Source organism: Burkholderia plantarii (genome assembly GCF_001411805.1).
GTDB classification, from domain to species: domain Bacteria; phylum Pseudomonadota; class Gammaproteobacteria; order Burkholderiales; family Burkholderiaceae; genus Burkholderia; species Burkholderia plantarii.
Genome location: NZ_CP007212.1, coordinates 2,823,784 through 2,849,078, shown reverse-complemented (window position 1 = coordinate 2,849,078; position 25,295 = coordinate 2,823,784). Strand labels below are relative to the sequence as shown.

Genomic DNA, 25,295 nt, shown 5'->3' with positions numbered 1-25,295 from the left:
AAATGAGTCTCGCTGATGTGAAGAAGGGCGTCGAGCAAAAGATGCAGCGCTCGATCGAAGCGTTCAAGAACGATCTGGCCAAGATCCGCACCGGTCGCGCACACACGGGCATGCTCGATCACGTGCAGGTCGACTACTACGGCTCGATGGTGCCGATCTCGCAGGTCGCGAACCTGACGCTCGTCGATGCGCGCACGATCGGCGTGCAGCCGTGGGAGAAGCCGATGGTCGCGAAGGTCGAGAAGGCCATCCGCGAGTCGGATCTGGGCCTGAACCCGTCTACCTCGGGCGACCTGATCCGCGTGCCGATGCCCGCGCTGACCGAAGAGCGCCGCCGCGAACTGGCCAAGGTGGTCAAGAGCGAAGGCGAGACGGCCAAGGTGGCCGTGCGCAACCTGCGCCGCGACGCCAACGAGCAGCTGAAGAAGCTCGTCAAGGACAAGGAAATCTCGGAAGACGACGAGCGTCGCGCCGGCGACGAAGTCCAGAAGCTGACGGACAAGCACGTCGCCGAAATCGACAAGCTGGTGCAGGCGAAGGACGCCGAGATCATGACGGTGTGACGCGGCTTTTCGCGCGCTCGTTGCACTTTTTCCCGCAGTTACAGTCTCAGCGGCCATGACTTATACCAGCTCTACCGTTCGCGTGCCCGACGTTGCCGCCGTGCCACGTCACATCGCGATCATCATGGACGGCAACGGCAGGTGGGCGACCGAGCGTCGCCTGCCGCGCGTTGCGGGGCACACGCGCGGCGTCGATGCGGTCCGGTCGGTCGTGGAAGGGTGCGCGCGCGCGGGTGTCGAATACCTGACGCTGTTCGCATTCAGTTCCGAGAACTGGCGGCGGCCCACCGACGAAGTCTCGTTCCTGATGCGGCTGTTCATCACCGCGCTCGAACGCGAGGTCGGCAAGCTGCACGCGAACGGCATCCGGCTGCGCGTGGTGGGCGATCTCGAGCGTTTCGAGCCGCGCATCCGCGAGCTGATCCGACGCGCGGAAACCAAGACCGCGCGCAACACGCGGCTCACGCTGACGATCGCCGCGAACTACGGCGGCCGCTGGGACATCCTGCAGGCCACCAGGAAGCTGATCGCCGAGGCGGTGCGCGAGGGACGTGAAATTCCCGTCGACGAAGCCGCGTTCGAGCCGCATCTGGCGATGGCCTATGCGCCTGAACCGGATCTGTTCATCCGCACGGGCGGCGAGCAGCGCGTGAGCAACTTCCTGCTCTGGCAGCTCGCCTACACCGAGTTCTATTTCACGGGCAAGTTCTGGCCCGATTTCGACGCGACCGCGCTCGCCGATGCGATGGCGTCCTACACCGACCGCGAGCGCCGCTTCGGGCGGACCAGCGCGCAACTCGAACCTCAATCGCAGGACGTCGACTCCCTTTCATGCTGAAGACCCGTGTCATCACGGCGGTCGTGCTGCTGGCGGTGCTGTTGCCGGTCACGCTGTTCGCGCCGCTCGCGGCGTTTGGCGCGCTGATCGCGCTCGTGCTCGTATTCGCGGCCTGGGAATGGGCGCGCCTGCTCAAGTTCGGCCCGACCGGCTCGGTGGCCTACGCGGTCGTCGCGGCGCTCGCGCTCGGCGCCAGCATGCGGCTCGGGGCCGGACCGGACGCCGGTTTCGGACCGTCGCGGCCGCTCGTCCAGGCCGCGGCGATATTCTGGCTGCTGGCCGGGCCGTTCGCGCTCTGGCGCAAGCCGGTACTGGCCGAGCGCGTCTGGAAGCCGTTCCTGCTCGCGGCCGGGCTGGTGGTGTTCGCGGCCTGCTGGCATGCGGTGGTGGCCGCGCGCGCGGTCGGCATCGCGTTCGTGCTGTCGATGCTGCTGGTGGTGTGGCTCGCCGATATCGGCGCATACTTCGCGGGCAAGGCGCTCGGCCGGCACAAGCTGGCGCCGTCGATCAGTCCCGGCAAGACCTGGGAGGGCGCGCTGGGCGGCTGGCTCGCCGTAATGATCGTGGCCGGCCTCGCGATCGCACTCGGCGCGTTCGAGCCGACCCTGTATTCGGCGCTCGCGCAGCGCTTCGGCGCGGCGGGCGCGCTCGCCGCGCTGACGCTGCTGGTGGCCTACAGCGTGGTCGGCGACCTGTTCGAATCGTTGCTCAAGCGTCAGGCCGGCGTGAAGGATTCGAGCGGCCTGCTGCCGGGCCACGGCGGCGTGCTCGACCGCGTCGACGCGCTGCTGCCGGTGCTGCCGCTCGCGGTGCTGCTGCTCGGTTAAACACTAGACCCTCACTATGCAAAAACGCCTGACAATCCTCGGTTCGACGGGTTCGATCGGAGACAGCACGCTCGACGTCGTCGCGCGGCACCCGGACCGCTTCTCGGTTTATGCACTAACCGCGCATCGCAACGGCGACAAGCTGGTCGCGCAGTGTCTGACGTTCACGCCCGAAGTGGCCGTGGTCGGCGACGCCGCCACCGCCGCGCAAGTCGAGGCGAAGCTGCGCGCCGCCGGCAGCCGCACCCAGGTGGCCTACGGGCCGGACGCGCTCGTCGAGGTCGCGAAGGCCGACGACTGCGACACCGTGGTGGCCGCGATCGTCGGCGCGGCGGGCCTGCCGTCGAGCCTCGCCGCCGCGCGCGCGGGCAAGCGGATCCTGCTCGCCAACAAGGAATCGCTGGTGATGTCGGGCTCGATCTTCATGGACGCGGTGCGCGACCATGGCGCGATCCTGCTGCCGGTGGACAGCGAGCACAACGCGATCTTCCAGTGCATGCCGCGCGATATCGCCGAGCATGGCGGGATCGAGAAGATCATCGTGACGGCCTCGGGCGGCCCGTTCCGCACCCGCGAGCCGGCCACGCTCGTCGACGTGACGCCGGAGCAGGCCTGCAAGCACCCGAACTGGTCGATGGGCCGCAAGATCTCGGTCGATTCGGCCACCATGATGAACAAGGGCCTCGAGGTGATCGAGGCGCACTGGATCTTCGGACTGCCGAGCAGCCGCATCGACGTGCTGATCCACCCGCAGAGCGTGATCCATTCGCTGGTCTCGTACAAGGACGGCTCGGTGCTCGCGCAGCTCGGCAACCCCGACATGCGCACGCCGATCGCGCACGCGCTGGCATTTCCCGAGCGCGTCGACGCCGGCGTCGCGCAGCTCGACCTGGCGCAGATCGCCACGCTCACGTTCGAGCAGCCCGACCTCGAGCGCTTCCCGTGCCTCGCGCTGGCGATCCAGGCGCTCGACGCGGGCGGCGTGGCGAGCACGGTGCTCAACGCGGCGAACGAACTGGCGGTGGATGCGTTCCTCGAACGCCGGATCGGCTTCATGGACATCGCGCACACGGTGGACGCGGTGCTCAACAGTCTGACGAATCGCGAGGCCTCCGGCCTCGACGACGTGCTCGCGGCCGATGCCGAGGCGCGTCGCGCGGCAGCCGCGGTGATCGCGGGCCTGCCAGTTCCGCGCGCGGAGCGCGCAGCCTGAGCGAGAGGGGCGCATGAACGTGCTGATCGAGCTGGTAGCGTTTGCAGTGGCGATCGGCGTGCTGGTCGTCGTCCACGAATACGGGCATTACAGCGTCGCGCGACTGTGCGGCGTGAAGGTGCTGCGCTTCTCGATCGGCTTCGGCACGCCGCTGCTGCGGCGCACGAGCCGGCGCACCGGCACCGAGTGGACGCTCGCCGCGCTGCCGCTCGGCGGCTACGTGAAGATGCTCGACGAGCGCGATCCCGGCCCCGAGGGCATCGCCGCGGCCGACCTGCCGCGCGCGTTCAACCGGCAATCGGTCTGGAAGCGGATCGCGATCGTGGCGGCCGGGCCGATCGCCAACTTCCTGCTCGCGATCCTGCTGTTCTCGACGATCTTCGCCACCGGCGTGACCGAGCCGGCCGCGATCGTGGCCGCGCCGGCCGCCGACACGGCCGCGGCGCGCGCCGGCTTCGACGGCGGCGAGACCATCGTGTCGGTGCGCGACGCGCGCGGCGGCGCGCCCGAGCCGGTGCGCTCGTGGGCCGACCTGCGCTGGAAGCTGCTCGGAGCGAGTTTCGATCACCGGCAGGTGATCCTGGCCGCCCGCTCGGGCGGCGCGACCTACGATTTCCCGGTCGACCTGCGCCGCCTCGGCGAGCAGACGGCCGACGACGACTACATGACGCAGCTCGGCTTCGAGCCGGGCGGCGGCTCGCTGTCGATCTCGGCCGTCACGCCGGGCAGCGCCTCGGAGCAGGCCGGCCTGATTCCGGGCGACCGGATCGTCGCGCTCGACGGCAAGCCGGTATCCGGCTCCACGCGCTTCATCGACGCCATCAAGTCGCATGCGGGCCGTCCGCTCGCGCTGCGTATTTCGCGGTCGGGCGTCGAGCATACGCTGACCATCGTCCCGCATGCCGAGCGCGATACCGCGCCGGGCGCGGGCGGCGCGCAGATCGGCCGGATCGGCGCGGCGCTGGCGATGCATACGCCGTCGGTCGAGGTGCGCTACGGCGCGCTCGAAAGCATCCAGCTCGGCGTGCGCCGCACCTGGGGCATTTCGGTTTATTCGCTGAAGATGTTCGGGCGCATGCTTACCGGCGAGGCCTCGCTGAAGAACCTGTCCGGCCCGGTGACGATCGCCGATTACGCCGGCAAGAGCGCACGGCTTGGTTTATCGGCGTTTCTGTCGTTTCTCGCGCTCGTCAGTATCAGTCTCGGCGTGCTGAACTTGCTGCCAATTCCGGTTTTGGACGGGGGGCATCTGTTATATTATCTGGTTGAAGCCGCGACCGGGAGGGCCGTTTCGGACCGCTGGCAACTGATTCTGCAAAGAGCGGGGTTGATCTGCATCGTCGCGCTGTCGGCGATCGCGCTATTCAACGATCTGTCTCGTTTAATCCATTCTTGAAGCGTCGGGCGATGGCTGCGAGGGCCGTCGCCGGATCTGATGCAAGCTTAAATACTGGGGATGCACGTTGTTCAAACCTCATCGCTTCGTACCCAAGACTGTAGCCGCCACGGCGCTCGCCGTGCATGGTCTCGCAGCCCACGCGACGGCACCGTTCGTCGTGCAGGATATCAAGATCGAGGGCTTGCAGCGTGTCGAAGCCGGTTCCGTGTTCGCCTACCTGCCGATCAAGCAGGGTGACACGTTCACGGACGACAAGGCATCCGAAGCAATCCGCGCGCTCTATGCGACGGGCTTCTTCAACGACGTGAAGGTCGCGACGCAGGGCAGCGTCGTGATCGTGCAGGTGCAGGAGCGTCCGGCGATCTCGGCGATCGACTTCACCGGCATCAAGGAATTCGACAAGGACAACCTCAACAAGGCGCTGAAGGCGGTGGGGCTGTCGCAGGGCCGCTACTACGACAAGTCGCTGGTGGACAAGGCCGAGCAGGAGCTCAAGCGCCAGTACCTGACGCGCGGCTACTACGCCGCCGAGGTCACCACCACCATCACGCCGGTCGACGCGAACCGCGTGTCGATCCTGTTCTCGGTGGCCGAGGGCCCGAGCGCGAAGATCCGCCAGATCAACTTCATCGGCAACAAGACGTTCAGCACCAGCACGCTGCGCAACGAGATGCAGCTGTCCACGCCGAACTGGTTCTCCTGGTACACGAAGAACGACCTCTACTCGAAGGAAAAGCTCACGGGCGACCTCGAGAACGTGCGTTCGTACTACCTGAACCGCGGCTACCTCGAGTTCAACATCGATTCGACCCAGGTGTCGATCTCGCCGGACAAGAAGGACATGTACCTGACGGTCACGCTGCACGAAGGCGAGCCGTACACGATCTCGAGCGTGAACCTGGCGGGCAACCTGCTCGATCGCAAGGCCGAGCTGCAGAAGCTCGTCAAGATCAAGGCCGGCGACCGCTTCTCGGCCGAAAAGCTGCAGCAGACCACCAAGGCGATCGTCGACAAGCTCGGCGAGTATGGCTACGCATTTGCGACCGTCAACGCCCAGCCGAACATCGACCAGGCCACGCATAAGGTCGGCATGACGCTGGTGGTCGATCCGGGCCGCCGCGTCTACGTGCGCCGCATCAACGTGGTCGGCAACTCGCGTACGCGCGACGAGGTGGTGCGCCGCGAAATGCGCCAGCTCGAAAGCTCGTGGTTCGATTCGGGCCGCCTCGCGCTGTCGAAGGACCGCGTGAATCGTCTCGGCTACTTCACCGACGTCGACGTGACGACCGTGCCGGTCGAGGGCACGAGCGACCAGGTCGACGTGAACGTGAAGGTGACCGAGAAGCCGACCGGCGCGATCACGCTCGGCGCGGGCTTCTCCTCGACCGACAAGGTGGTGCTGTCGGCCGGTATCTCGCAGGACAACGTGTTCGGCTCCGGCACCAGCCTGTCGGTGAACGTGAACACGGCGCGCAGCTACCGCACGCTGACGGTCACGCAGGTCGACCCGTACTTCACGGTGGACGGCATCAAGCGGATCACCGACGTGTTCTACCGCACCTACCAGCCGCTGTACTATTCGACCAACTCGAGCTTCCGGATCATCACGGCCGGCGGCGACCTGAAGTTCGGCATCCCGTTCTCGGAAACGGACACGGTGTTCTTCGGCGTCGGCTTCGAGCAGAACCGCCTCGACATCGACGACGACACGCCGGCGAGCTACAAGGCCTACGTGCAGCAGTTCGGCCGCGTCTCGAACACGGTGCCGCTGACGATCGGCTGGTCACGCGACGCGCGTGACAGCGCGCTGATCCCGAGCCGCGGCTACTTCACCCAGGCGAACGCCGAATACGGCGCGCCGGTGGACAAGATCCAGTACTACAAGATGGACGTGCAGGCGCAGTACTACTACTCGTTCGCGCGCGGCTTCATCCTGGGCCTGAATCTGCAGGGCGGATACGGCAACGGTATCGGCAACTCGTACCCGATCTTCAAGAACTACTACGCGGGCGGTATCGGCTCGGTGCGTGGCTACGAACCGAGCTCGCTCGGCCCGCGCGACGCCACCACCAACGACCCGATCGGCGGTTCGAAGATGGTGGTCGGCAACATCGAGCTGACGTTCCCGCTGCCGGGCACGGGCTACGACCGCACGCTGCGCGTGTTTACGTTCCTCGACGGCGGTAACGTCTGGGGCAACGTGCCGGGCGGCAACAGCACCGGCGCGAACGGCCTGCGCTACGGCTACGGCGTGGGTCTCGCGTGGATCTCGCCGATCGGCCCGCTCAAGCTGAGCCTCGGTTTCCCGCTGCAGAAGCACGAAGGCGACCAGTACCAGAAATTCCAGTTCCAGATCGGCACGGCGTTCTGATCGGAACCGCAACACCAAACGCATCGAGAGGGTAATTTTGCTAACCGGTAAGTATTCGAAACGGGTGATGTGCGCGCTGGCGCTGACCGCCGCGCTCGGCGCGACGGCCGCGCAGGCGCAGGACGTCGCGCGGATCGCGGCGGTCAATTCCGACCGGATCCTCCGCGAGTCGGCGCCGGCCAAGGCCGCGCAGACCAAGCTCGAAGCCGAGTTCGCGAAGCGCGACAAGGATCTGCAGGACATGGCGGCACGCCTGAAGACCCTGTCCGACTCGCTCGACAAGAACGGCCAGTCGATGTCGGCCGCCGATCGCGCGCAGAAGCAGCGCGATCTCTCGCAGCTCGACACCGACTTCCAGCGCAAGCAGCGCGAGTTTCGCGAAGACCTGAACCAGCGCCGCAACGAGGAACTCGCGGCGGTGCTGGACAAGGCCAACAAGGTGATCAAGCAGATCGCCGAGCAGCAGAACTACGACCTGATCGTGCAGGAGGCGGTCTACGTCAGCCCGCGCATCGACATCACCGACAAGGTGTTGAAGGCGCTCGCGTCGCCTTCCGGTTCGCTGAACTGACGGGAGCCGAATACGCATGGCATTGACGCTCGAGGCACTCGCCAAACGTTTCGGTGGGGACATCGCCGGGGATCCGCAGTGCGTGGTGGGCGGCCTCGCGCCGCTTGACCAGGCCGGCCCGCAGCAGCTCGCGTTCCTCGCCAATCCGAAGTATCTGGCGCAGGTCGAGACGACACGCGCCGGCGCGGTGCTGATCGCGCCGCGTGATCTCGAGAAGCTCGGCGCGGCCGCCGAAGGCCGCAACTTCATCGTCACGCCCAATCCCTACGCCTATTTCGCGCGCGTCGCGCAGATGTTCATCGACCTGGCCGCCCCGCAGCGGCCGGCCGGCGTGCATCCGAGCGCGAACGTCGACGCTTCGGCGCAGGTCGCGGCGAGCGCCGTGATCGGCCCGAACGTGACGGTCGAGGCGGGCGCCGTGATCGGCGAACAGGTGCGACTCGACGCGAACGTGTTCGTCGGCGCCGGCACGCGGATCGGCAGCGGCTCGCATCTTTACCCGAACGTGGTCGTCTATCACGGCTGCGAACTCGGCGAGCGCGCGATCGTCCACTCGGGCGCCGTGATCGGCTCGGACGGGTTCGGCTTCGCGCCCGACTTCACCGGCGACGGCGCGGCGCGCACCGGCAGCTGGGTCAAGATCCCGCAGGTCGGCGGCGTGAAGATCGGCCCCGATGTCGAGATCGGCGCGAACACCACGATCGATCGCGGCGCGATGGCCGACACGGTCATCGAGGCGTGCGTGAAGATCGACAACCTCGTGCAGATCGCGCACAACTGCCGGATCGGCGCCTACACCGTGATCGCGGGCTGCGCGGGCATCGCCGGCAGCACCACGATCGGCCGCCACTGCATGATCGGCGGCGCGGTCGGAATCGCCGGGCATCTGACGCTCGGCGACTACGTGATCATCACGGCGCAATCGGGCGTATCGAAATCGCTGCCCAAGGCAGGCATGTACACGAGCGCGTTTCCGGCCGTCGAGCACGGCGACTGGAACCGCAGTGCGGCGCTCGTGCGCAATCTCGACAAGCTTCGCGACCGGATTCGTGCGCTCGAGACCTCGCTCGCCGCGCGCGACGCGGGCTCCGCGCAGGACTGACCGTCACGAGGGCGCGGCGGTGCGGCCGGACCGGCCGCCGCCGCAATCACGAGGGCCGCTCGCCGCGGCCCGTACCAGCATTTGCAGTCACCACCGCGCAGCGATTGCGTGAGACGAACCATCATGAACACCGAACAAATCAACTTCGACATTCACAAGATCCTCACGCTGCTGCCGCACCGTTACCCGTTCCTGCTCGTCGATCGCGTGCTCGAACTGACGCCGCACGAAAGCATCAAAGCCCTGAAGAACGTCACGATCAACGAACCGTTCTTCACCGGCCACTTCCCGCAGCGTCCGGTGATGCCGGGCGTGCTGATCATCGAGGCGCTGGCGCAGGCTGCCGCGCTGCTGACGTTCGCCGAGGAAGAGCCGAAGAATCCCGGCAACACGCTTTACTACTTCGTCGGCATCGACGGCGCGCGCTTCAAGCGCGTGGTCGAGCCGGGCGACCAGCTGATCCTCAACGTGAAGTTCGAGCGCTACATTCGCGGCATCTGGAAGTTCAAGGCCACGGCCGAGGTCGAAGGCAAGGTGGCCGCCGAGGCCGAGCTGATGTGTACGGTGAAGTCGGCCGACGCCGCGCCCTGAGCGGCGCGCGGCATTTCCGACTCCGCACTGACTACTGAGAGGCAACCGCGCATGACCAGGATTCATCCCACGGCGATCATCGAGCCGGGCGCGCAGATCGACGAGACCGTCGAGATCGGCCCGTATGCGATCGTCGGTCCGCACGTGACGATCGGCGCGCGCACCACGATCGGCTCGCACAGCGTGATCGAGGGACACACGACGCTCGGCGAGGACAACCGCATCGGCCACTACGCGTCGGTGGGCGGCCGCCCGCAGGACATGAAGTACAAGGACGAGCCGACCCGGCTCGTGATCGGCCACCGCAACACGATCCGCGAATTCACCACGATCCACACCGGCACCGTGCAGGACGCCGGCGTGACCACGCTCGGCGACGACAACTGGATCATGGCCTACGTCCACGTCGGCCACGACTGCCGCGTCGGCAACCACGTGATCCTGTCGAGCAACGCGCAGATGGCCGGCCACGTCGAAATCGGCGACTGGGCGATCGTGGGCGGCATGTCCGGCGTCCACCAGTTCGTGCGGATCGGCGCGCATTCGATGCTGGGCGGCGCCTCGGCGCTGGTGCAGGACGTGCCGCCGTTCGTGATCTCGGCCGGCAACAAGGCGGTGCCGCATGGCATCAACGTCGAGGGCCTGCGCCGCCGCGGCTTCGCGCCCGAGTCGATCGCCGCGCTGCGCAACGCGTACCGGATCGTCTACAAGAGCGGCAACACGCTCGACGAGGCGAAGGCCGAGCTGCGCGACATGATCGCGACGGGCGGCGAGCACCTGGCCGAAGTGGCGGCGTTCGTCGATTTCATCGATGCGTCGCAGCGCGGCATCATCCGCTGACGCGATGGCGCTCCAACCGAAACCGTTGCGAATCGCGCTCGCGGCCGGCGAGCCGTCGGGCGACCTGCTTGCCGCGTCGCTGCTGGGCGGCCTGCACGCGCGGCTGCCGGCGGCGTCGCATTACTACGGGATCGGCGGCCCGCGCATGATCTCGGCCGGCTTCGAATCGCATTGGCCGATGGACCGTCTGACGGTGCGCGGCTACGTCGAGGCACTCAAGGAAATCCCGGCGATCCTGAAGATTCGCGGCGAACTGAAGCGCCAGTTGCTGGCCGAGCCGCCCGACGCGTTCATCGGCGTCGATGCGCCCGACTTCAATTTCGGCGTCGAGCAGTCGCTGCGCGAGGCCGGCATTCCGACCATCCACTTCGTCTGTCCGTCGATCTGGGCATGGCGCGGCGGGCGCATCAAGAAGATCGTGAAGTCGGTCGACCACATGCTGTGCCTGTTCCCGTTCGAACCGGCGCTGCTCGAGAAATCGGGCGTGGCCTCGACCTACGTCGGCCATCCGCTCGCCGACGAGATCCCGCTCGAACCCGACACGCACGGCGCGCGCATCGCGCTCGGGCTGCCCGAGCGCGGCCCCGTGATCGCGGTGCTGCCGGGCAGCCGGCGTTCGGAGATCGCGCTGATCGGGCCGACCTTCTTCGCGGCGATGGCGCTGATGCACCAGCGCGAGCCCGGCGTGCGCTTCGTGATGCCGGCCGCGACGCCGGCGCTGCGCGCGCTGCTGCAGCCGCTCGTCGACGCGCATCCGCAGCTGCCGCTGACGCTGACCGACGGCCGCTCGCAGGTGGCGATGACGGCCGCCGACGCGATCCTCGTCAAGAGCGGGACCGTGACGCTCGAAGCCGCGCTGCTGAAGAAACCGATGGTGATCTCGTACAAGGTGCCCTGGCTGACCGGGCAGATCATGCGCCGGCAGGGCTACCAGCCCTACGTCGGGCTGCCGAACATCCTGGCCGGGCGCTTCGTGGTGCCGGAGTTGCTGCAGCACTTCGCGACGCCGCAGGCGCTGGCCGACGCGACGCTCACGCAGCTGCGCGACGACGCGAACCGCCGCACGCTGACCGAAATCTTCACCGAGATGCACCTGACGCTGCGCCAGAACACGGCCGCGCGCGCGGCCGAGGCGGTCGAGCGCGTGATCGCGAGCCGGAAGCCGCGCGCATGAAGGCTGTCCGCACCAAACGCACCGCCGCGTCGCTCGCCGCCGAGCAGGCCGGCTTCAGCTTTGACGCACCGGGCGAGATCGTCTGCGGCGTCGACGAGGCGGGCCGCGGGCCGCTCGCGGGGCCGGTGGTCGCGGCCGCCGTGATCCTCGATCCGGCGCGGCCGATCGTCGGCCTCGACGATTCGAAGGCGCTGAGCGTGAAGAAGCGCGAGCAGCTCTACATCGAGATCATCGAGCGCGCGCAGGCCTATTGCGTGGCCTCGGCCAGCGTCGAGGAAATCGACACGCTGAACATCCTGCACGCCACCATGCTCGCCATGAAGCGCGCGGTGGAGGGGCTCGCGGTGCTGCCGACGCTCGCGAAGATCGACGGCAACCGCTGCCCGACGCTCGCGGTCCGCAGCGAGGCGATCATTGGCGGCGACGCGCTGGTGCCGAGCATCTCGGCCGCCTCGATCCTCGCCAAGGTCACGCGCGACCGGATGCTGGTCGACCTGCACGCGAGCTTCCCGCTCTACGGCTTCGACGTCCATTCCGGCTATGGCACGCCGAAACACCTCGCGGCGCTGCGCGAACACGGGCCGTGCGAGCATCACCGCCGCTCGTTCGCGCCGGTACGCGCCGCGCTCGATCTCACCCGATAGCAGACGGCGCGATGAAGTCGATCACCTCGCGCGACAACCCGCTCTACAAGCGCCTGAAGGCGCTGGCGGGTTCGACGCAACAGCAACGCCGCGGCGCCCAGGCGCTGCTCGAAGGCCTGCATCTGGCATCGGCCTATCTCGACGCGAACGGCCAGCCCGAACTCTGCGTCGTTACCGACGGCGCGCTCGCGCACGACGAGACGCACGCGATCGTCGCGCGCATCGAACCGCAGCGCGTGGTGTCGCTGCCCGACGCGCTGTTCGGGCAACTGTCGGGCGTCGTCAACGGCGTCGGCATGCTGCTGCTGGTCGCGCGGCCCGCCGCGCCGCTGCCCGAGCGCGTGACGGGCACGGCCGTGGTGCTCGACGGCGTGCAGGATGCCGGCAACGTCGGCTCGATCCTGCGCAGCGCGGCCGCGGCCGGCATCGCGCAGGTGTTCTGCGTGAGCGGCACGGCCTATGCGTGGTCGTCGAAGGTGCTGCGCTCGGGAATGGGCGCGCACTTCCTGCTGAGCATCCATGAGGACGTCGACGCGGCTGACCTGATCGCGCGGCTCGGCGTGCCGGTCGCGCTGACCGATTCGCACGGCGCCCGCGCGATCGACGACTGCGACCTGAGTGGCCCGGTGGCCTGGGTGTTCGGCAACGAGGGGGCGGGCGTGTCGGCGCCGTGGCGCGAGGCGGCGGGGCTGCGCGTGACGATTCCGCAGCCGGGCGGCATGGAATCGCTGAACGTGGCGGCGGCCGCCGCTGTCTGCCTGTTCGAGCAGTGCCGGCAGCAGCGCAGGCGCTGAGCCCGGCGGTTCGGTCGACAAAAAACGGCGGATGCCCCTGGGGCACCCGCTGTTCTTTCATGCATGTCCGTTGTGTCGCGCCGGGCCGCCGCGCTCAGTACGACTGCCGGTCGAGCTTGATTTCCTGCAGGATCGTGGTGGCGATCTCCTCGATCGACTTGTGCGTCGACGACAGCCAGTTGATCCCTTCACGCCGCATCATCGCCTCGGCCTCGTTGATCTCGAAGCGGCAGTTCTCGGGCGACGCATACTTGCTGCCGGGGCGCCGCTCGTTGCGGATCTCGGAGAGCCGCTGCGCATCGATCGACAGCCCGAACAGCTTGTCGCGATGCTGGGCGAGTTCGCCCGGCAGCTTGCCGCGCTCGAAGTCCTCGGGAATCAGCGGATAGTTCGCGGCCTTCACGCCGTACTGCATCGCGAGGTAGAGGCTGGTCGGGGTCTTGCCGCTGCGAGACACGCCCACCAGGATCACTTCGGCCTCGGCGAGATTGCGGTCGGACTGACCGTCGTCGTGCGCGAGCGAGAAGTTGATGGCCTCGATCCGCGTCTTGTATTCATCGGTGTCCGCGTTCTGGTGGCCGCGGCCCATCGCGTGCGTCGACTTCAGCTGCAGTTCCTGCTCGAGCGGCTCGACGAAGCGCTGGAACATGTCGAGGATCAGCGCGTTGGAGCGCTTGACGATGTCGTTCGACTCGCCGTCCACCAGCGTCGTGAACACGATCGGGCGGCGGCCGTCGAGCTGTGCCGCGTCGTTGATCTTCTGCACCGTCAGGTACGCCTTGTCGTGCGAATCGACGAACGGCACGCGCACGAGCCGGAACTTCTGGTCGAACTGGGACAGGATCGAGTGCGCGAAGGTTTCGGCGGTGATCCCGGTGCCGTCGGAGACGATGAAAACGGTTGGAAGCATGAATGGCGAGCGTGCGCGATGGCGGCCTGGACGGCCGGAAGCGGCCATTCTAGCAGGGCCGGCGCGCACCGTTTCCGGCCCGCGCGGGCGGAGCCGACGCGCCTTGCACGCGTGGCGCGCGGATCGCGAGCGGCCGCGTCCGCCGCCGCTCGCGATCCCGTTCGAGCGCGCGCTCGGGCCGCATTCGCACATCGCACGGCCGGCACGGTAGAATAGCGACCAACCTGTTGGATAAGCCGTTGCGGAAAAGACATCACGATCCCGTCTTTTTTACCGTCGCTGGCTTGTGTTCCCGGCAAATTGGGCGATTTGTCTGCTTGTTCGCCTTTCTGCCGGGATTTTTACACGCCGCGTCGCCTCGCGAATGCTTATCCAACAGGTCGCGCGATGCACGCCCCCGTTTTTGCAAGCGGCCGTGCATCAAGCCCAATCGCGCGATCGTGAATTTTTTTCACACTTAGGGGCTTGTATGACTAACGCAGCAAACGTCGCAAAGGACCAGGCGTATGTAATCCCGTTCGAGCAGTTGCGGATGAATGATGTCGAGATCGTGGGGGGCAAGAACGCCTCCCTCGGCGAGATGATCAGCCAGCTTTCCGAGGCCGGCGTGCGCGTTCCCACCGGGTTCGCCACGACGGCGCTCGCGTTCCGCGACTTCCTCGCTCACAACGACCTCACCGACCGCATCGCGAAACGCCTCGAGTCGCTCGATATCGACGACGTGAAGGCGCTCGCCGTCGCCGGCGCCGAGATCCGCAAGTGGATCGTCGAGGCGCCGTTGCAGCCGCGTCTCGAGGCCGAGATCCGCGAACAGTTCAAGGTGCTCTGCCAGAGCTCGCCGGAGGAACTGTCGTTCGCGGTCCGTTCGTCGGCCACGGCCGAGGATCTGCCCGATGCCTCGTTCGCCGGCCAGCAGGAGTCCTACCTGAACGTGGTCGGCATCGACGACGTGCTCGACCGCATGAAGCACGTGTTCGCGTCGCTCTACAACGACCGCGCGATCTCGTACCGCGTCCACAAGGGCTTCACGCACGCCGAGGTCGCGCTGTCGGCCGGCGTGCAGCGCATGGTGCGCTCCGACGTCGGCGCGGCCGGCGTGATGTTCACGATCGATACCGAGTCCGGCTTCAAGGATGCCGTGTTCGTCACGTCGAGCTACGGCCTTGGCGAAACCGTGGTGCAGGGCGCCGTGAACCCGGACGAGTTCTACGTGTTCAAGACCACGCTCGCCCAGGACAAGTACCCGATCATCCGCCGCTCGATCGGCTCGAAGCTGATCAAGATGGAGTTTACGCAGCCGGGCGAGCCGGGCCGCGTGAAGACGGTCGACGTCACGCACGAGCAGCGCAACCGCTACTCGATCACCGACGCCGACGTGATCGAGCTGGCCAAGTACGCCGTGATCATCGAGAAGCACTACCAGCGCCCGATGGACATCGAGTGGGGCAAGGACGGCCGCGACGGCAAGATCTTCATCCTCCAGGCACGCCCGGAAACCGTGAAGAGCCAGGCCAGCGGCAAGGTCGAGCAGCGCTTCAAGCTGAAGGGCCAGTCGCAGGTGCTCGCGACCGGCCGCGCGATCGGCCAGAAGATCGGCGCCGGCCCGGTGCGCGTGATCCAGGATCCGTCGGAAATGGAGCGCGTGCAGCCCGGTGACGTGCTGGTGGCCGACATGACCGACCCGAACTGGGAGCCGGTGATGAAGCGCGCCTCGGCGATCGTCACGAACCGCGGCGGCCGTACCTGCCACGCGGCGATCATCGCACGCGAACTCGGCGTGCCGGCCGTGGTCGGCTGCGGCGACGCGACCGACGTGCTGAAGGACGGCGCGCTCGTCACCGTGTCGTGCGCGGAAGGCGACGAAGGCAAGATCTACGACGGCCTGCTCGAGACCGAAGTGACGGAAGTGCAGCGCGGCGACCTGCCGACCATTCCGGTCAAGATCATGATGAACGTCGGCAACCCGCAGCTCGCGTTCGACTTCTCGCAGCTGCCGAACGGCGGCGTCGGCCTCGCGCGGCTCGAGTTCATCATCAACAACAACATCGGCGTCCACCCGAAGGCGATCCTCGAGTATCCGAACATCGATTCGGACCTGAAGAAGGCCGTCGAGAGCGTCGCGCGCGGCCACGCCTCGCCGCGTGCGTTCTACGTCGACAAGCTGACCGAAGGCATCGCGACGATCGGCGCGGCGTTCTATCCGAAGCCCGTGATCGTGCGCCTGTCCGACTTCAAGTCGAACGAGTACAAGAAGCTGATCGGCGGCTCGCGCTACGAGCCGGACGAGGAAAACCCGATGCTCGGCTTCCGCGGCGCGTCGCGCTACATCGCCGACGACTTCGCGCAGGCCTTCGAGATGGAGTGCATGGCGTTGAAGCGCGTGCGCGACGAGATGGGCCTGACCAACGTCGAGATCATGGTGCCGTTCGTGCGGACCGTGAAGCAGGCCGAGCGCGTGGTGGGCCTGCTCGCCAAGTACGGCCTCAAGCGCGGCGAGAACGGCCTGCGCTTGATCATGATGTGCGAGGTACCGTCCAACGCGATCCTGGCCGAACAGTTCCTCGAGCACTTCGACGGCTTCTCGATCGGCTCGAACGACCTGACGCAGCTCACGCTCGGCCTCGACCGCGACTCGGGCATGGAACTGCTCGCCGTCGATTTCGACGAGCGCGATCCGGCCGTGAAGTTCATGCTCAAGCGCGCGATCGACACCTGTCGGCGCCTCGGCAAGTACGTCGGCATCTGCGGCCAGGGCCCGTCCGATCATCCGGACTTCGCGCAATGGCTGACTGAAGAGGGCATCGAGTCGATCTCGCTGAACCCGGACACGGTCATCGAGACCTGGCAGGCGCTCGCGAAGACGCAGAAGTAAGCCGTGTTCGCGAGGCCGGCTCCGGCGGGCGGCGTTTTGCCGTTGCATGCCGGAACCGGCCGCCGGAGCCCCGATTCGTGCACGGCTCTGTGCTATAAACACCCCGGTGGCTACCGGGGTGTTTTCGTTTGGAGGTCGGGATGTTGTCAGGCCAACTGATCTGGTGGATCGGCGTCGGCGTGCTGGTGGTGGCCGAGCTGATGACGGGCACGTTCTACCTGCTGATGATCGCGCTCGGCTTCGTCGCCGGCGGCCTCGTCCACCTGGCCGGCGGCGCGCCGCATGCGCAGGTGGCCGCCGCCGCGCTGGTCGCGCTGGTGCTGCTGGTGGCGCTGCGTCGCTCGCGCTTCGGGCGCCGCCAGAAGCGCGACGCGTCGGCCAATCCCGACGTCAATCTCGACATCGGCGCGGCGCTCGACGTGGCGCGCTGGCATGAGCGGCGCGCGCGCGTGCCGTATCGCGGCGCCGACTGGGACGTCGAACTCGCCGAGGGCGAGCGCGACGACGCGTTGCACTACGAAGTGCGCGCCGTACGGGGAAACTGTCTGATCGTCGTCGCGAGGCAGCGGGGCTGAGCGCCCGGCGCGCCACTTCGATCCGTCAATTACAGGGAGGCTGGTTTCATGAATGCGCTGATTTTCTGGGTGGTGCTGCTCATCATCGTGTTCGTGGTGCTGTCGAAGACGGTGAAGATCGTCCCGCAGCAGCACGCCTGGGTGCTCGAACGCTTCGGGCGCTATCACGCGACACTCTCGCCGGGGCTCAACGTGGTGCTGCCGTTCATCGACCGGATCGCCTACCGCCATGTGCTGAAGGAGATCCCGCTCGACGTGCCGAGCCAGGTCTGCATCACGCGCGACAACACGCAACTGCAGGTGGACGGCGTGCTGTATTTCCAGGTCACCGACCCGATGAAGGCCTCCTACGGCTCCAGCAACTTCGTGCTGGCGATCACGCAGCTCTCGCAGACCATGCTGCGCTCGGTGATCGGCAAGCTCGAGCTCGACAAGACCTTCGAGGAGCGCGACTTCATCAACCACAGCATCGTGTCGGCGCTCGACGTCGCCGCTTCGAACTGGGGCGTGAAGGTGCTGCGCTACGAGATCAAGGATCTCACGCCGCCCAAGGAGATCCTGCACGCGATGCAGGCGCAGATCACCGCCGAGCGCGAGAAGCGCGCGCTGGTGGCGGCCTCGGAAGGACGCCGGCAGGAGCAAATCAATCTTGCCTCGGGGGCGCGCGAGGCGGCGATCCAGAAATCCGAGGGCGAGCGGCAGGCCGCCATCAACCAGGCGCAGGGCGAGGCCGCGGCGATCCTCGCGGTGGCCGAGGCCAACGCGCAGGCGATCCAGAAGATCGCGCAGGCGATCCAGTCGCAGGGCGGCATGGAGGCGGTGAACCTGAAGGTGGCCGAGCAGTACGTGAGCGCGTTCGCGAACCTGGCCAAGCAGGGCAACACGCTGATCGTGCCGTCGAATTTGTCTGACCTGAGCACATCGATTGCTTCGGCGCTGACGATCGTCAACCGCGGCGCGCCGGGGACCGCGAAGGGCTGACGCCCGGCGGCGCCGACAAGCGCAGCAAAGGAAACGGCCCGCGTGATGCGGGCCGTTGCCGTTTCAGGAGGCGGTGGTCGGGGCGGGAGAGCCGCCGCCGGAACGGCCCGCGATCCGTTTCAGGCGGAGCCCGCGCCCGCGCGCATGATCCGCGCCTTTTCGCGCTCCCAGTCGCGCTTCTTCTCGGTTTCGCGCTTGTCGTGCAGCTTCTTGCCCTTGGCGAGGCCGATTTCGCACTTGACGCGTCCGCCCTTGTAGTGGAAGTTCAGCGGCACCAGCGTGTAGCCGCGCTGCTCGACCTTGCCGATCAGCTTCTTGATCTCGTCACGATGCAGCAGTAGCTTGCGCGTGCGGACCGGATCGGGCTGGATGTGCGTCGAAGCTTCCGGGAGCGGGCTGATGTGCGTGCCGATCAGGAAGATCTCGGCGTTCTTGACGATCACGTAGCCTTCCCTGATCTGGCCACGGCCCGCGCGCAGCGCCTTGACCTCCCATCCTTCGAGCACGAGCCCTGCTTCGTAGCGTTCCTCGATGTGATAGTCGAAGAAGGCCTTTCTGTTGTCTATGATGCTCATGAAAGGAAATGGCCAACTCGTTTAAAATCACGATTTTAGCAAAGCGGGGCGCGGTTGGCCCGGCTCGGCCCCCACTCTTGATGCCGCGAGATTTATGGCAGATGTCCAGAAAACCGTATTGATCCGCCATTCGGCGGAACAGATGTTCGACCTCGTCACCGACGTGGCCGACTACCCGAACTTCCTGCCGTGGTGCGGCGGCATCGAAATCCGCCGCCAGGACGAGACCGGCATGGAGGCGCGGATCGACATCAACTTCAAGGGTATCCGGCAGCACTTCGCGACCCGCAACACGCAGGAGCGGCCGCACCGCATCGACATGGAGTTCGCCGACGGCCCGTTCAAGAAGTTCACGGGCTACTGGCGCTTCACGCCGCTGCGCGCCGATGCCTGCAAGATCGAGTTCTCGCTGCACTACGAATTCACCAACGTGATCCTCGAGAAGATCATCGGCCCGGTGTTCAGCCACATCGCGAACACCTTCGTCGATTCTTTCGTCAAGCGCGCCGACCAGCGCTACGGGAAGGGCTGACGATGTTGGCCGTGCAGGTGTGCTACGCGCTGCCCGCGCAGCAGACGCTGATCGATCTGGCGGTGCCGGAGAACACCACCGTGCGCGAGGCGATCGAGGCGAGCGGGATCGTGGCCCGGCATCCCGAGATCGACGTGAGCGTCGCGAAGACGGGCGTGTTCGGCAAGCTCGCGCCGCTCGACACCGTGCTGCGCGACGGCGACCGCGTCGAGATCTACCGGCCGCTGGTGGTCGATCCGAAGGCGGCGCGCCAGCGCCGCGTGGACAAGACGCGCCGCGAAGGGTCCGTGGAAGGCCGCAAATGGCAGCACAAGGATTCGCGCTGAGGCGTTGTTGTTCGTCGCCGCGGACCTGGCGGCCCCGGCGTTCCCGCGCTTTTCGGGGCGGGATTGCCGATGCTGGCGGCGCGCTGCTGTCACGTGACGGCGCCGCGTGGCGCTGCGCTGCGCGGCCGTTCCCGCTCGCCATCCCGTTCCGTTTCCCCATCCGCTCGTCGATGCAGCGGCGCCCCGGCTTGCCCGGCCGGCGCCCGGCTCAGCGTGCCGGCCGCCCGAGCGCGGCCTCCTGTTCGAGATCGGGGCTGCCGGGGCCGGCCGGTGGCGGCGCGGCCTTGCCGTGCCGGCGCACGGCGCCGTAGACGCCCGCCAGCAGCAGCAACAGCGCGCCGGCTTCCAGCGGCCGCGGCAGCCGCGCCTCGAACGCGAAGCCGTAGAGCATCGCGAACACCGTCTCGAACACGATCAGCTGGCCTGTCAGCGTCAGCGGCAGGCGCCTGGACGCCGCATTCCACAGACAGTTGCCGAGCCACGACGCGCCGATCGCGAGGCCAAGATTGAGCAGCCAGAAGGCCGGCCAGCGGCCCGGCGCCGGCATCGCGACGCTGCCGGCCGGCAGCACCGCGAGCGCGAGCCAGCCGAGCGCGCCGACCAGCCCGGTGACGACGCCCCACAGCACCGACCATTCGTTGCCGTCGAAGCGATGGTGGCGGCGCAGGTAGCGCGCGTTGGCGACCGCGTACCAGGTCCAGCTCGCGAGCGCGCCGGCCGCGCAGCCCACGCCGGCGAGCTTGTCGAACGTGGAGGTGGCGCGCGCGGCGCTCGAGGTGAACAGGTCGACATTGATGCAGGCGATGCCGGCCGCCACCAGCACGAGCGGCAGCGCGAGGCGGCGCAGCGGCACCGCGTCGGCGTCGCGCAGCCCCGTGAGCGTGACCGTGACGGGCAGCACGCCGACGATCAGCGAGCTCGGCGCGATGCCGATCAGGTGCACGGCCGTGGCCAGCAGCATGTAGTAGCCGAGATTGCCGACGATCGCGAGCTGCACGAGCGCGACCAGATCCTCGCGCGTGAGCCGCGTCAGCAGCGAGCGCGCGGCCGGCAGCGCGACCAGCGCCGAAACCAGCCCGTACATCGTGTAGCGGCCCGCGCTCAGCGCCAGCGGCGAGACCTCGGCGAGCAGCCGCGGGACCAGAAATACCATGCCCCAGAGGGCTCCGGCGAGGATGCCGTAGATGACGCCGCGCTGCATGACGGGTTTCCTTGCGTTCAGGCGAGAGTTCGAGGCAGCGCATCGTAGCGGGGCCGGGCCCGCCCGTCTTGTCGAATCCTGCACTCGGCGAGGTTTTCGCGGGATGCCTGCTTCAATCGGCCGGTGCGTTCGCGAGACGGCTGAGCCTGGCCGATGTGGGGGCAGGGCGGCGTCCGGGACGGTCGGCCGACGCCCGATGTTCGGATCCGAACATCGCGGCGCGGCGGCGAAATCCGGACGAACGCCTGACGAAGCTCAAAGCGAACGGCCAGCGGGAAAGCCGCTAAGCCGTTGTTCGTGTTGTGAAAATCTGCCGCGCATCGCGTATAATTCGGCTTTGCGCCCATAGGATCTGCCATGCGTCTCATCCAAAAAGCACTCACGTTCGATGACGTGCTCCTCGTCCCGGCGTTCTCCGACGTCCTGCCGCGCGACACCAGCCTCAAGACCCAACTCACCCGCAACATCGCCCTGAACATGCCGCTCGTGTCCGCCGCCATGGACACGGTGACGGAAGGCCGTCTCGCGATCGCGATGGCGCAGCAGGGTGGCGTGGGGATCGTCCACAAGAACCTGACGCCCGCCGAGCAGGCGCGCGAGGTCGCGAAGGTCAAGCGCTTCGAATCGGGTGTGGTGCGCGACCCGATCACGGTGCCGCCGACGATGAAGGTGCGCGACGTGATCGCGCTGTCGCGCCAGCATGGCATTTCCGGGTTCCCGGTCGTCGAGGGCGCGCAGCTGGTCGGCATCGTGACGAACCGCGACTTGCGCTTCGAAAGCCGCCTCGACGACGTGGTGCAGTCGATCATGACGCCGCGCGAGCGCCTCGTGACGGTCAAGGAAGGCACGCCGCTCGCCGAGGCCAAGGCGCTGATGCACAGCCACCGCCTCGAGCGCGTGCTGGTGGTGAACGACGCGTTCGAGCTGCGCGGCCTGATGACGGTGAAGGACATCACCAAGCAGACCGAGCACCCGGACGCCTGCAAGGACGAGCATGGCAAGCTGCGCGTGGGCGCGGCCGTGGGCGTGGGCGCCGACAACGAGGAGCGCGTCGAGCTGCTGGTGCAGGCCGGCGTCGACGTGATCGTCGTCGATACCGCGCACGGCCACAGCAAGGGCGTGCTCGAGCGCGTGCGCTGGGTCAAGCAGAACTTCCCGCGGGTCGAGGTGATCGGCGGCAACATCGCCACCGCCGCCGCCGCGAAGGCGCTGGTCGAGTACGGCGCGGACGCCGTCAAGGTCGGCATCGGCCCGGGTTCGATCTGCACGACGCGGATCGTGGCCGGCGTGGGCGTGCCGCAGATCAGCGCGATCGCCAACGTGTCCGAGGCGCTGCGCGGCACCGGCGTGCCCTGCATCGCCGACGGCGGCGTGCGCTTCTCGGGCGACGTGTCGAAGGCGCTGGCCGCCGGCGCGAATGCCGTGATGATGGGCAGCATGCTGGCCGGCACCGAGGAAGCGCCGGGCGACGTGTTCCTGTACCAGGGCCGCCAGTACAAGTCGTACCGCGGCATGGGTTCGGTGGGCGCGATGAAGGACGGCGCCGCCGACCGCTACTTCCAGGACAACTCCGCGAACATCGACAAGCTCGTGCCGGAAGGGATCGAAGGGCGCGTCGCGTACAAGGGTTCGGTCAACGCGATCCTGTTCCAGCTCGTCGGCGGCGTGCGCGCGAGCATGGGCTACTGCGGCTGCCGCACCATCGGGGAGCTGCACGAGAAGGCCGAGTTCGTCCAGATCACCGCGGCCGGCATGCGCGAATCGCACGTTCACGACGTGCAGATCACCAAGGAAGCTCCCAACTACCACGTGGACTGATCGCCAATGAAACCACTGCTGCGCGTCGTACTCGTCATCGATGCCCTGCTGCTGCTCGCAGGGGGTGTGCTGTTCGTGCTGACGCCCTGGAAGGGGCTGTACGACGCGCTGCAACTGGTACCGGTCGATCCAGCGATGGTCGGCCAGGCGTTCGGCATCGCGCTGCTCGGGCTGGCCTGGCTCGCGTTCCATGCCTCGTTCAACGGTGATTTGACCGCCGGCGTCGCGCGCGCGGTCGGCCACGTGAACTGGCTGATCGGCGTGCTGATGGTGGTCTGGCTGATCGGCCTGCACCGGCCCGAGCTGACCGCGTTCGGGCAGCTCGTGTCGGTGGCGACCGCCGTCGTGCTGTTCGTGATCGGGCTGGGCGGCGTGCGGCTGGCCTCGGCGGTGCGCCGGCGCGAGCGCGTGCTGGTGGCCGGCGCCAAGGCGCAGCAGGTTGTGACGCGGCGCGATACGGCTGCCGATGCCGTGCCGGCGCCGACGCCCGCGCCGGTCGTGGTGCCGCCGCAGCCGCATCCGGCCGCGACGCGTGTCGAGCCCGGCATTGGCGCGGCCGGCACGTCGACCGCGGCCGGGCGTGCGGAGCCGGCGGGAACCGGTGCGCCGTCGTATGCGCCGCCCGCCACGCCGGGTTCCGCCACCGATCCGACGCGGCCGCCTCCGCGCGGCTGAGCGGGGCTCGTGCCTCGTCGGCCTGCGCGTTTGCGGGTGCCGAGCGCTCAACGGATGCTCATCGGGCCTCGTGCCCGGACCGTTTTCCGATTCAGATGCAGCGCCGCGTGCGCTGCTTTTCTTACTTGTTTGTATTCATCCCGTAGCCTGCCATGCACGACAAAATCCTGATTCTCGACTTCGGTTCGCAAGTCACCCAACTGATTGCGCGGCGGGTTCGCGAAGCGCACGTCTACTGCGAAATCCATCCGAACGACGTCAGTGACGATTTCGTCCGCGAGTTCGCGCCGAAGGGCGTGATCCTGTCGGGTAGCCACGCGAGCACCTACGAGGATCACCAGCTGCGCGCGCCGCAGGCCGTCTGGGATCTCGGCGTGCCGGTGCTCGGCATCTGCTACGGGATGCAGACCATGGCCGTGCAGCTTGGCGGCAAGGTGGAGTGGAGCGATCACCGCGAATTCGGCTATGCCGAAGTGCGCGCGCACGGCCACACGCGCCTGCTCGACGGAATCGAGGATTTTCGCACCGAGGAAGGCCACGGCATGCTGAAGGTGTGGATGAGCCACGGCGACAAGGTGGGCGAGCTGCCGCCCGGCTTCAAGCTGATGGCGTCGACGCCGAGCTGCCCGATCGCCGCGATGGCCGATGAAGAGCGCGGCTACTACGCCGTGCAGTTCCACCCGGAAGTGACGCATACCTTGAAGGGCCGCCAGCTGCTCGAGCGCTTCGTGCTCGAGATCGCCGCCGCGAAGCCGGACTGGGTGATGCGCGACCATATCGAGGAAGCCGTCGCGCTGATTCGCGAGCAGGTGGGCAGCGAGGAAGTGATCCTCGGCCTGTCGGGCGGCGTCGATTCGAGCGTGGCCGCCGCGCTGATCCATCGTGCGATCGGCGACCAGCTGACTTGCGTGTTCGTGGATCACGGCCTGCTTCGCCTGAACGAAGGGCAGATGGTGCTCGACATGTTCGCGGGGCGGCTGCATGCGAAGGTGGTCCATGTGGATGCGTCGGAGCAGTTCCTCGGCCATCTCGCCGGCGTGACCGATCCGGAGGCGAAGCGCAAGATCATCGGGCGTGAATTCGTCGAAGTGTTCCAGGCCGAGGCGAAGAAGCTCAGCAACGCGAAGTGGCTCGCGCAGGGCACGATCTATCCGGACGTGATCGAATCGGGCGGCGCGAAGACGAAGAAGGCCACGACGATCAAGAGCCACCACAACGTGGGCGGGCTGCCGGAGACGCTGGGATTGAAGCTGCTCGAGCCGCTGCGTGACTTGTTCAAGGACGAGGTGCGCGAGCTGGGCGTCGCGCTCGGGCTGCCAGCGGAGATGGTGTATCGCCATCCGTTCCCGGGGCCGGGTTTGGGCGTGCGGATCCTGGGAGAAGTGAAGCGCGATTACGCGGAGCTGCTGCGTCGCGCCGATGCGATCTTCATCGAGGAACTGCGCGGCACGATCGCCAACGAGCAGGATGTGGCGGCGGGGATCTGCGATGCGTCGCAGGTCGGGAAGTCGTGGTACGACCTTACCAGCCAGGCGTTTGCGGTGTTCCTGCCGGTGAAGTCGGTGGGGGTGATGGGAGATGGGCGGACCTACGACTATGTGACCGCGCTGCGCGCGGTGCAGACCACCGATTTCATGACGGCGCATTGGGCGCATCTGCCGTATGCGCTGCTGGGGCGGGTTTCGAATCGCATCATTAATGAAGTGCGCGGGATCAATCGGGTGGTGTATGACGTGTCGGGGAAGCCGCCGGCTACGATCGAGTGGGAGTGATTCGGCGTCCTTCGAGGGCTATCGCCAGCTATCGATAAATCGTCGTAACGTGTTGATTTTTATAAAAATACGTCGCGGCATCTATCGGTGACTATCGCCGGCCAGCAAAACAAGTTGGCGGTAGATCTGAC

The 25,295-nt window shown here is 67.3% G+C and carries 24 protein-coding genes; 21 read left to right on the top strand and 3 right to left on the bottom strand.

The genetic code is table 11. The annotated features are described in order from the left end of the window. Positions 1-2 precede the first annotated feature (2 nt). The 13 genes from frr to bpln_RS12065 all read left to right on the top strand — a co-directional run bounded on the left by frr (position 3) and on the right by bpln_RS12065 (position 12,927). Complete coding sequence (gene frr / locus bpln_RS12125; protein ID WP_042625353.1) at positions 3-563, top strand: ribosome recycling factor; 561 nt, start codon at positions 3-5, stop codon at positions 561-563. Positions 564-618: 55 nt separating this feature from the next. Then, positions 619-1,401, top strand: a complete 783-nt coding sequence (gene uppS, locus bpln_RS12120; RefSeq protein ID WP_042625352.1) for a polyprenyl diphosphate synthase — start codon at positions 619-621, stop codon at positions 1,399-1,401. After that, positions 1,395-2,228 carry a phosphatidate cytidylyltransferase gene (locus bpln_RS12115; RefSeq protein ID WP_055138925.1) on the top strand — a complete coding sequence of 278 codons (834 nt, stop codon included), beginning with the start codon at positions 1,395-1,397 and terminating at the stop codon, positions 2,226-2,228. Before uppS ends, bpln_RS12115 begins: the two co-directional genes overlap by 7 nt. Before the next feature lie 16 nt (positions 2,229-2,244). Next, complete coding sequence (locus bpln_RS12110) at positions 2,245-3,441, top strand: 1-deoxy-D-xylulose-5-phosphate reductoisomerase (RefSeq protein ID WP_042625350.1); 1,197 nt, start codon at positions 2,245-2,247, stop codon at positions 3,439-3,441. 13 nt (positions 3,442-3,454) lie between these two features. Continuing rightward, positions 3,455-4,837 (top strand): RIP metalloprotease RseP, encoded by a 1,383-nt coding sequence (gene rseP / locus bpln_RS12105; protein WP_042625349.1) that lies wholly within the window; start codon positions 3,455-3,457, stop codon positions 4,835-4,837. A gap of 67 nt (positions 4,838-4,904) precedes the next feature. Next, complete coding sequence (gene bamA, locus bpln_RS12100; protein WP_042625348.1) at positions 4,905-7,211, top strand: outer membrane protein assembly factor BamA; 2,307 nt, start codon at positions 4,905-4,907, stop codon at positions 7,209-7,211. 67 nt (positions 7,212-7,278) lie between these two features. Beyond that, the gene (locus bpln_RS12095) at positions 7,279-7,782 is read left to right on the top strand and encodes an OmpH/Skp family outer membrane protein (RefSeq protein ID WP_042625347.1); all 504 of its coding nucleotides are present in this window, start codon (positions 7,279-7,281) and stop codon (positions 7,780-7,782) included. Between the two features lie 16 nt (positions 7,783-7,798). Beyond that, positions 7,799-8,884, top strand: a complete 1,086-nt coding sequence (gene lpxD / locus bpln_RS12090; protein ID WP_055138924.1) for a UDP-3-O-(3-hydroxymyristoyl)glucosamine N-acyltransferase — start codon at positions 7,799-7,801, stop codon at positions 8,882-8,884. Positions 8,885-9,007: 123 nt separating this feature from the next. Continuing rightward, positions 9,008-9,475: a 3-hydroxyacyl-ACP dehydratase FabZ gene (gene fabZ, locus bpln_RS12085; RefSeq protein WP_042625345.1), complete on the top strand. Its 468-nt coding sequence runs from the start codon at positions 9,008-9,010 to the stop codon at positions 9,473-9,475. Between the two features lie 51 nt (positions 9,476-9,526). Then, a complete protein-coding gene (lpxA, locus tag bpln_RS12080; RefSeq protein WP_055138923.1) occupies positions 9,527-10,315 on the top strand; it encodes an acyl-ACP--UDP-N-acetylglucosamine O-acyltransferase in 789 nt (262 codons plus the stop codon). Positions 10,316-10,319: 4 nt separating this feature from the next. Further along, positions 10,320-11,489, top strand: coding sequence for a lipid-A-disaccharide synthase (lpxB, locus tag bpln_RS12075; protein WP_055138922.1), 1,170 nt, complete (start codon positions 10,320-10,322; stop codon positions 11,487-11,489). Further along, positions 11,486-12,133: a ribonuclease HII gene (rnhB, locus tag bpln_RS12070; RefSeq protein WP_042625342.1), complete on the top strand. Its 648-nt coding sequence runs from the start codon at positions 11,486-11,488 to the stop codon at positions 12,131-12,133. Before lpxB ends, rnhB begins: the two co-directional genes overlap by 4 nt. 11 nt (positions 12,134-12,144) lie before the next feature. Further along, complete coding sequence (locus tag bpln_RS12065; protein ID WP_055138921.1) at positions 12,145-12,927, top strand: TrmH family RNA methyltransferase; 783 nt, start codon at positions 12,145-12,147, stop codon at positions 12,925-12,927. 94 nt (positions 12,928-13,021) lie between these two features. Here bpln_RS12065 and ppsR read toward each other — a convergent pair whose 3' ends face one another. Continuing rightward, positions 13,022-13,837 carry a posphoenolpyruvate synthetase regulatory kinase/phosphorylase PpsR gene (gene ppsR, locus bpln_RS12060; RefSeq protein WP_042625340.1) on the bottom strand — a complete coding sequence of 272 codons (816 nt, stop codon included), beginning with the start codon at positions 13,835-13,837 and terminating at the stop codon, positions 13,022-13,024. Between the two features lie 469 nt (positions 13,838-14,306). Here ppsR and ppsA point away from each other — a divergent pair, with 469 nt between their 5' ends. The 3 genes from ppsA to bpln_RS12045 all read left to right on the top strand — a co-directional run bounded on the left by ppsA (position 14,307) and on the right by bpln_RS12045 (position 18,265). After that, entirely contained in the window at positions 14,307-16,709 is a 2,403-nt protein-coding gene (gene ppsA / locus bpln_RS12055) for a phosphoenolpyruvate synthase (protein WP_042625339.1), read from the top strand. 140 nt (positions 16,710-16,849) lie between these two features. After that, positions 16,850-17,284: an NfeD family protein gene (locus bpln_RS12050; protein WP_055138920.1), complete on the top strand. Its 435-nt coding sequence runs from the start codon at positions 16,850-16,852 to the stop codon at positions 17,282-17,284. 48 nt (positions 17,285-17,332) lie between these two features. Next, positions 17,333-18,265: an SPFH domain-containing protein gene (locus bpln_RS12045; protein ID WP_055138919.1), complete on the top strand. Its 933-nt coding sequence runs from the start codon at positions 17,333-17,335 to the stop codon at positions 18,263-18,265. Positions 18,266-18,384: 119 nt separating this feature from the next. Here the strand turns inward: bpln_RS12045 and smpB are convergent, their stop codons facing one another. After that, a complete protein-coding gene (smpB, locus tag bpln_RS12040) occupies positions 18,385-18,840 on the bottom strand; it encodes an SsrA-binding protein SmpB (RefSeq protein WP_042625336.1) in 456 nt (151 codons plus the stop codon). Positions 18,841-18,934: 94 nt separating this feature from the next. Between smpB and bpln_RS12035 the strand changes: the two genes are divergently transcribed. Continuing rightward, positions 18,935-19,372: a type II toxin-antitoxin system RatA family toxin gene (locus bpln_RS12035; RefSeq protein ID WP_042625335.1), complete on the top strand. Its 438-nt coding sequence runs from the start codon at positions 18,935-18,937 to the stop codon at positions 19,370-19,372. Positions 19,373-19,374: 2 nt separating this feature from the next. Then, positions 19,375-19,698: an RnfH family protein gene (locus tag bpln_RS12030; RefSeq protein WP_042625334.1), complete on the top strand. Its 324-nt coding sequence runs from the start codon at positions 19,375-19,377 to the stop codon at positions 19,696-19,698. A 208-nt stretch (positions 19,699-19,906) separates the two neighbouring features. On the opposite strand, the gene bpln_RS12025 is transcribed toward bpln_RS12030, so the two are convergent. Next, positions 19,907-20,899 (bottom strand): DMT family transporter, encoded by a 993-nt coding sequence (locus tag bpln_RS12025; protein WP_055138918.1) that lies wholly within the window; start codon positions 20,897-20,899, stop codon positions 19,907-19,909. A 357-nt stretch (positions 20,900-21,256) separates the two neighbouring features. Between bpln_RS12025 and guaB the strand changes: the two genes are divergently transcribed. The 3 genes from guaB (at position 21,257) to guaA (ending at position 25,164) form a co-directional block, all read left to right on the top strand. Next, positions 21,257-22,717 (top strand): IMP dehydrogenase, encoded by a 1,461-nt coding sequence (gene guaB, locus bpln_RS12020; protein ID WP_042625332.1) that lies wholly within the window; start codon positions 21,257-21,259, stop codon positions 22,715-22,717. 6 nt (positions 22,718-22,723) lie between these two features. Beyond that, a complete protein-coding gene (locus bpln_RS12015) occupies positions 22,724-23,392 on the top strand; it encodes a hypothetical protein (protein WP_055138917.1) in 669 nt (222 codons plus the stop codon). Positions 23,393-23,544: 152 nt separating this feature from the next. Further along, positions 23,545-25,164 carry a glutamine-hydrolyzing GMP synthase gene (gene guaA / locus bpln_RS12010; protein WP_042625330.1) on the top strand — a complete coding sequence of 540 codons (1,620 nt, stop codon included), beginning with the start codon at positions 23,545-23,547 and terminating at the stop codon, positions 25,162-25,164. Positions 25,165-25,295 lie beyond the last annotated feature (131 nt).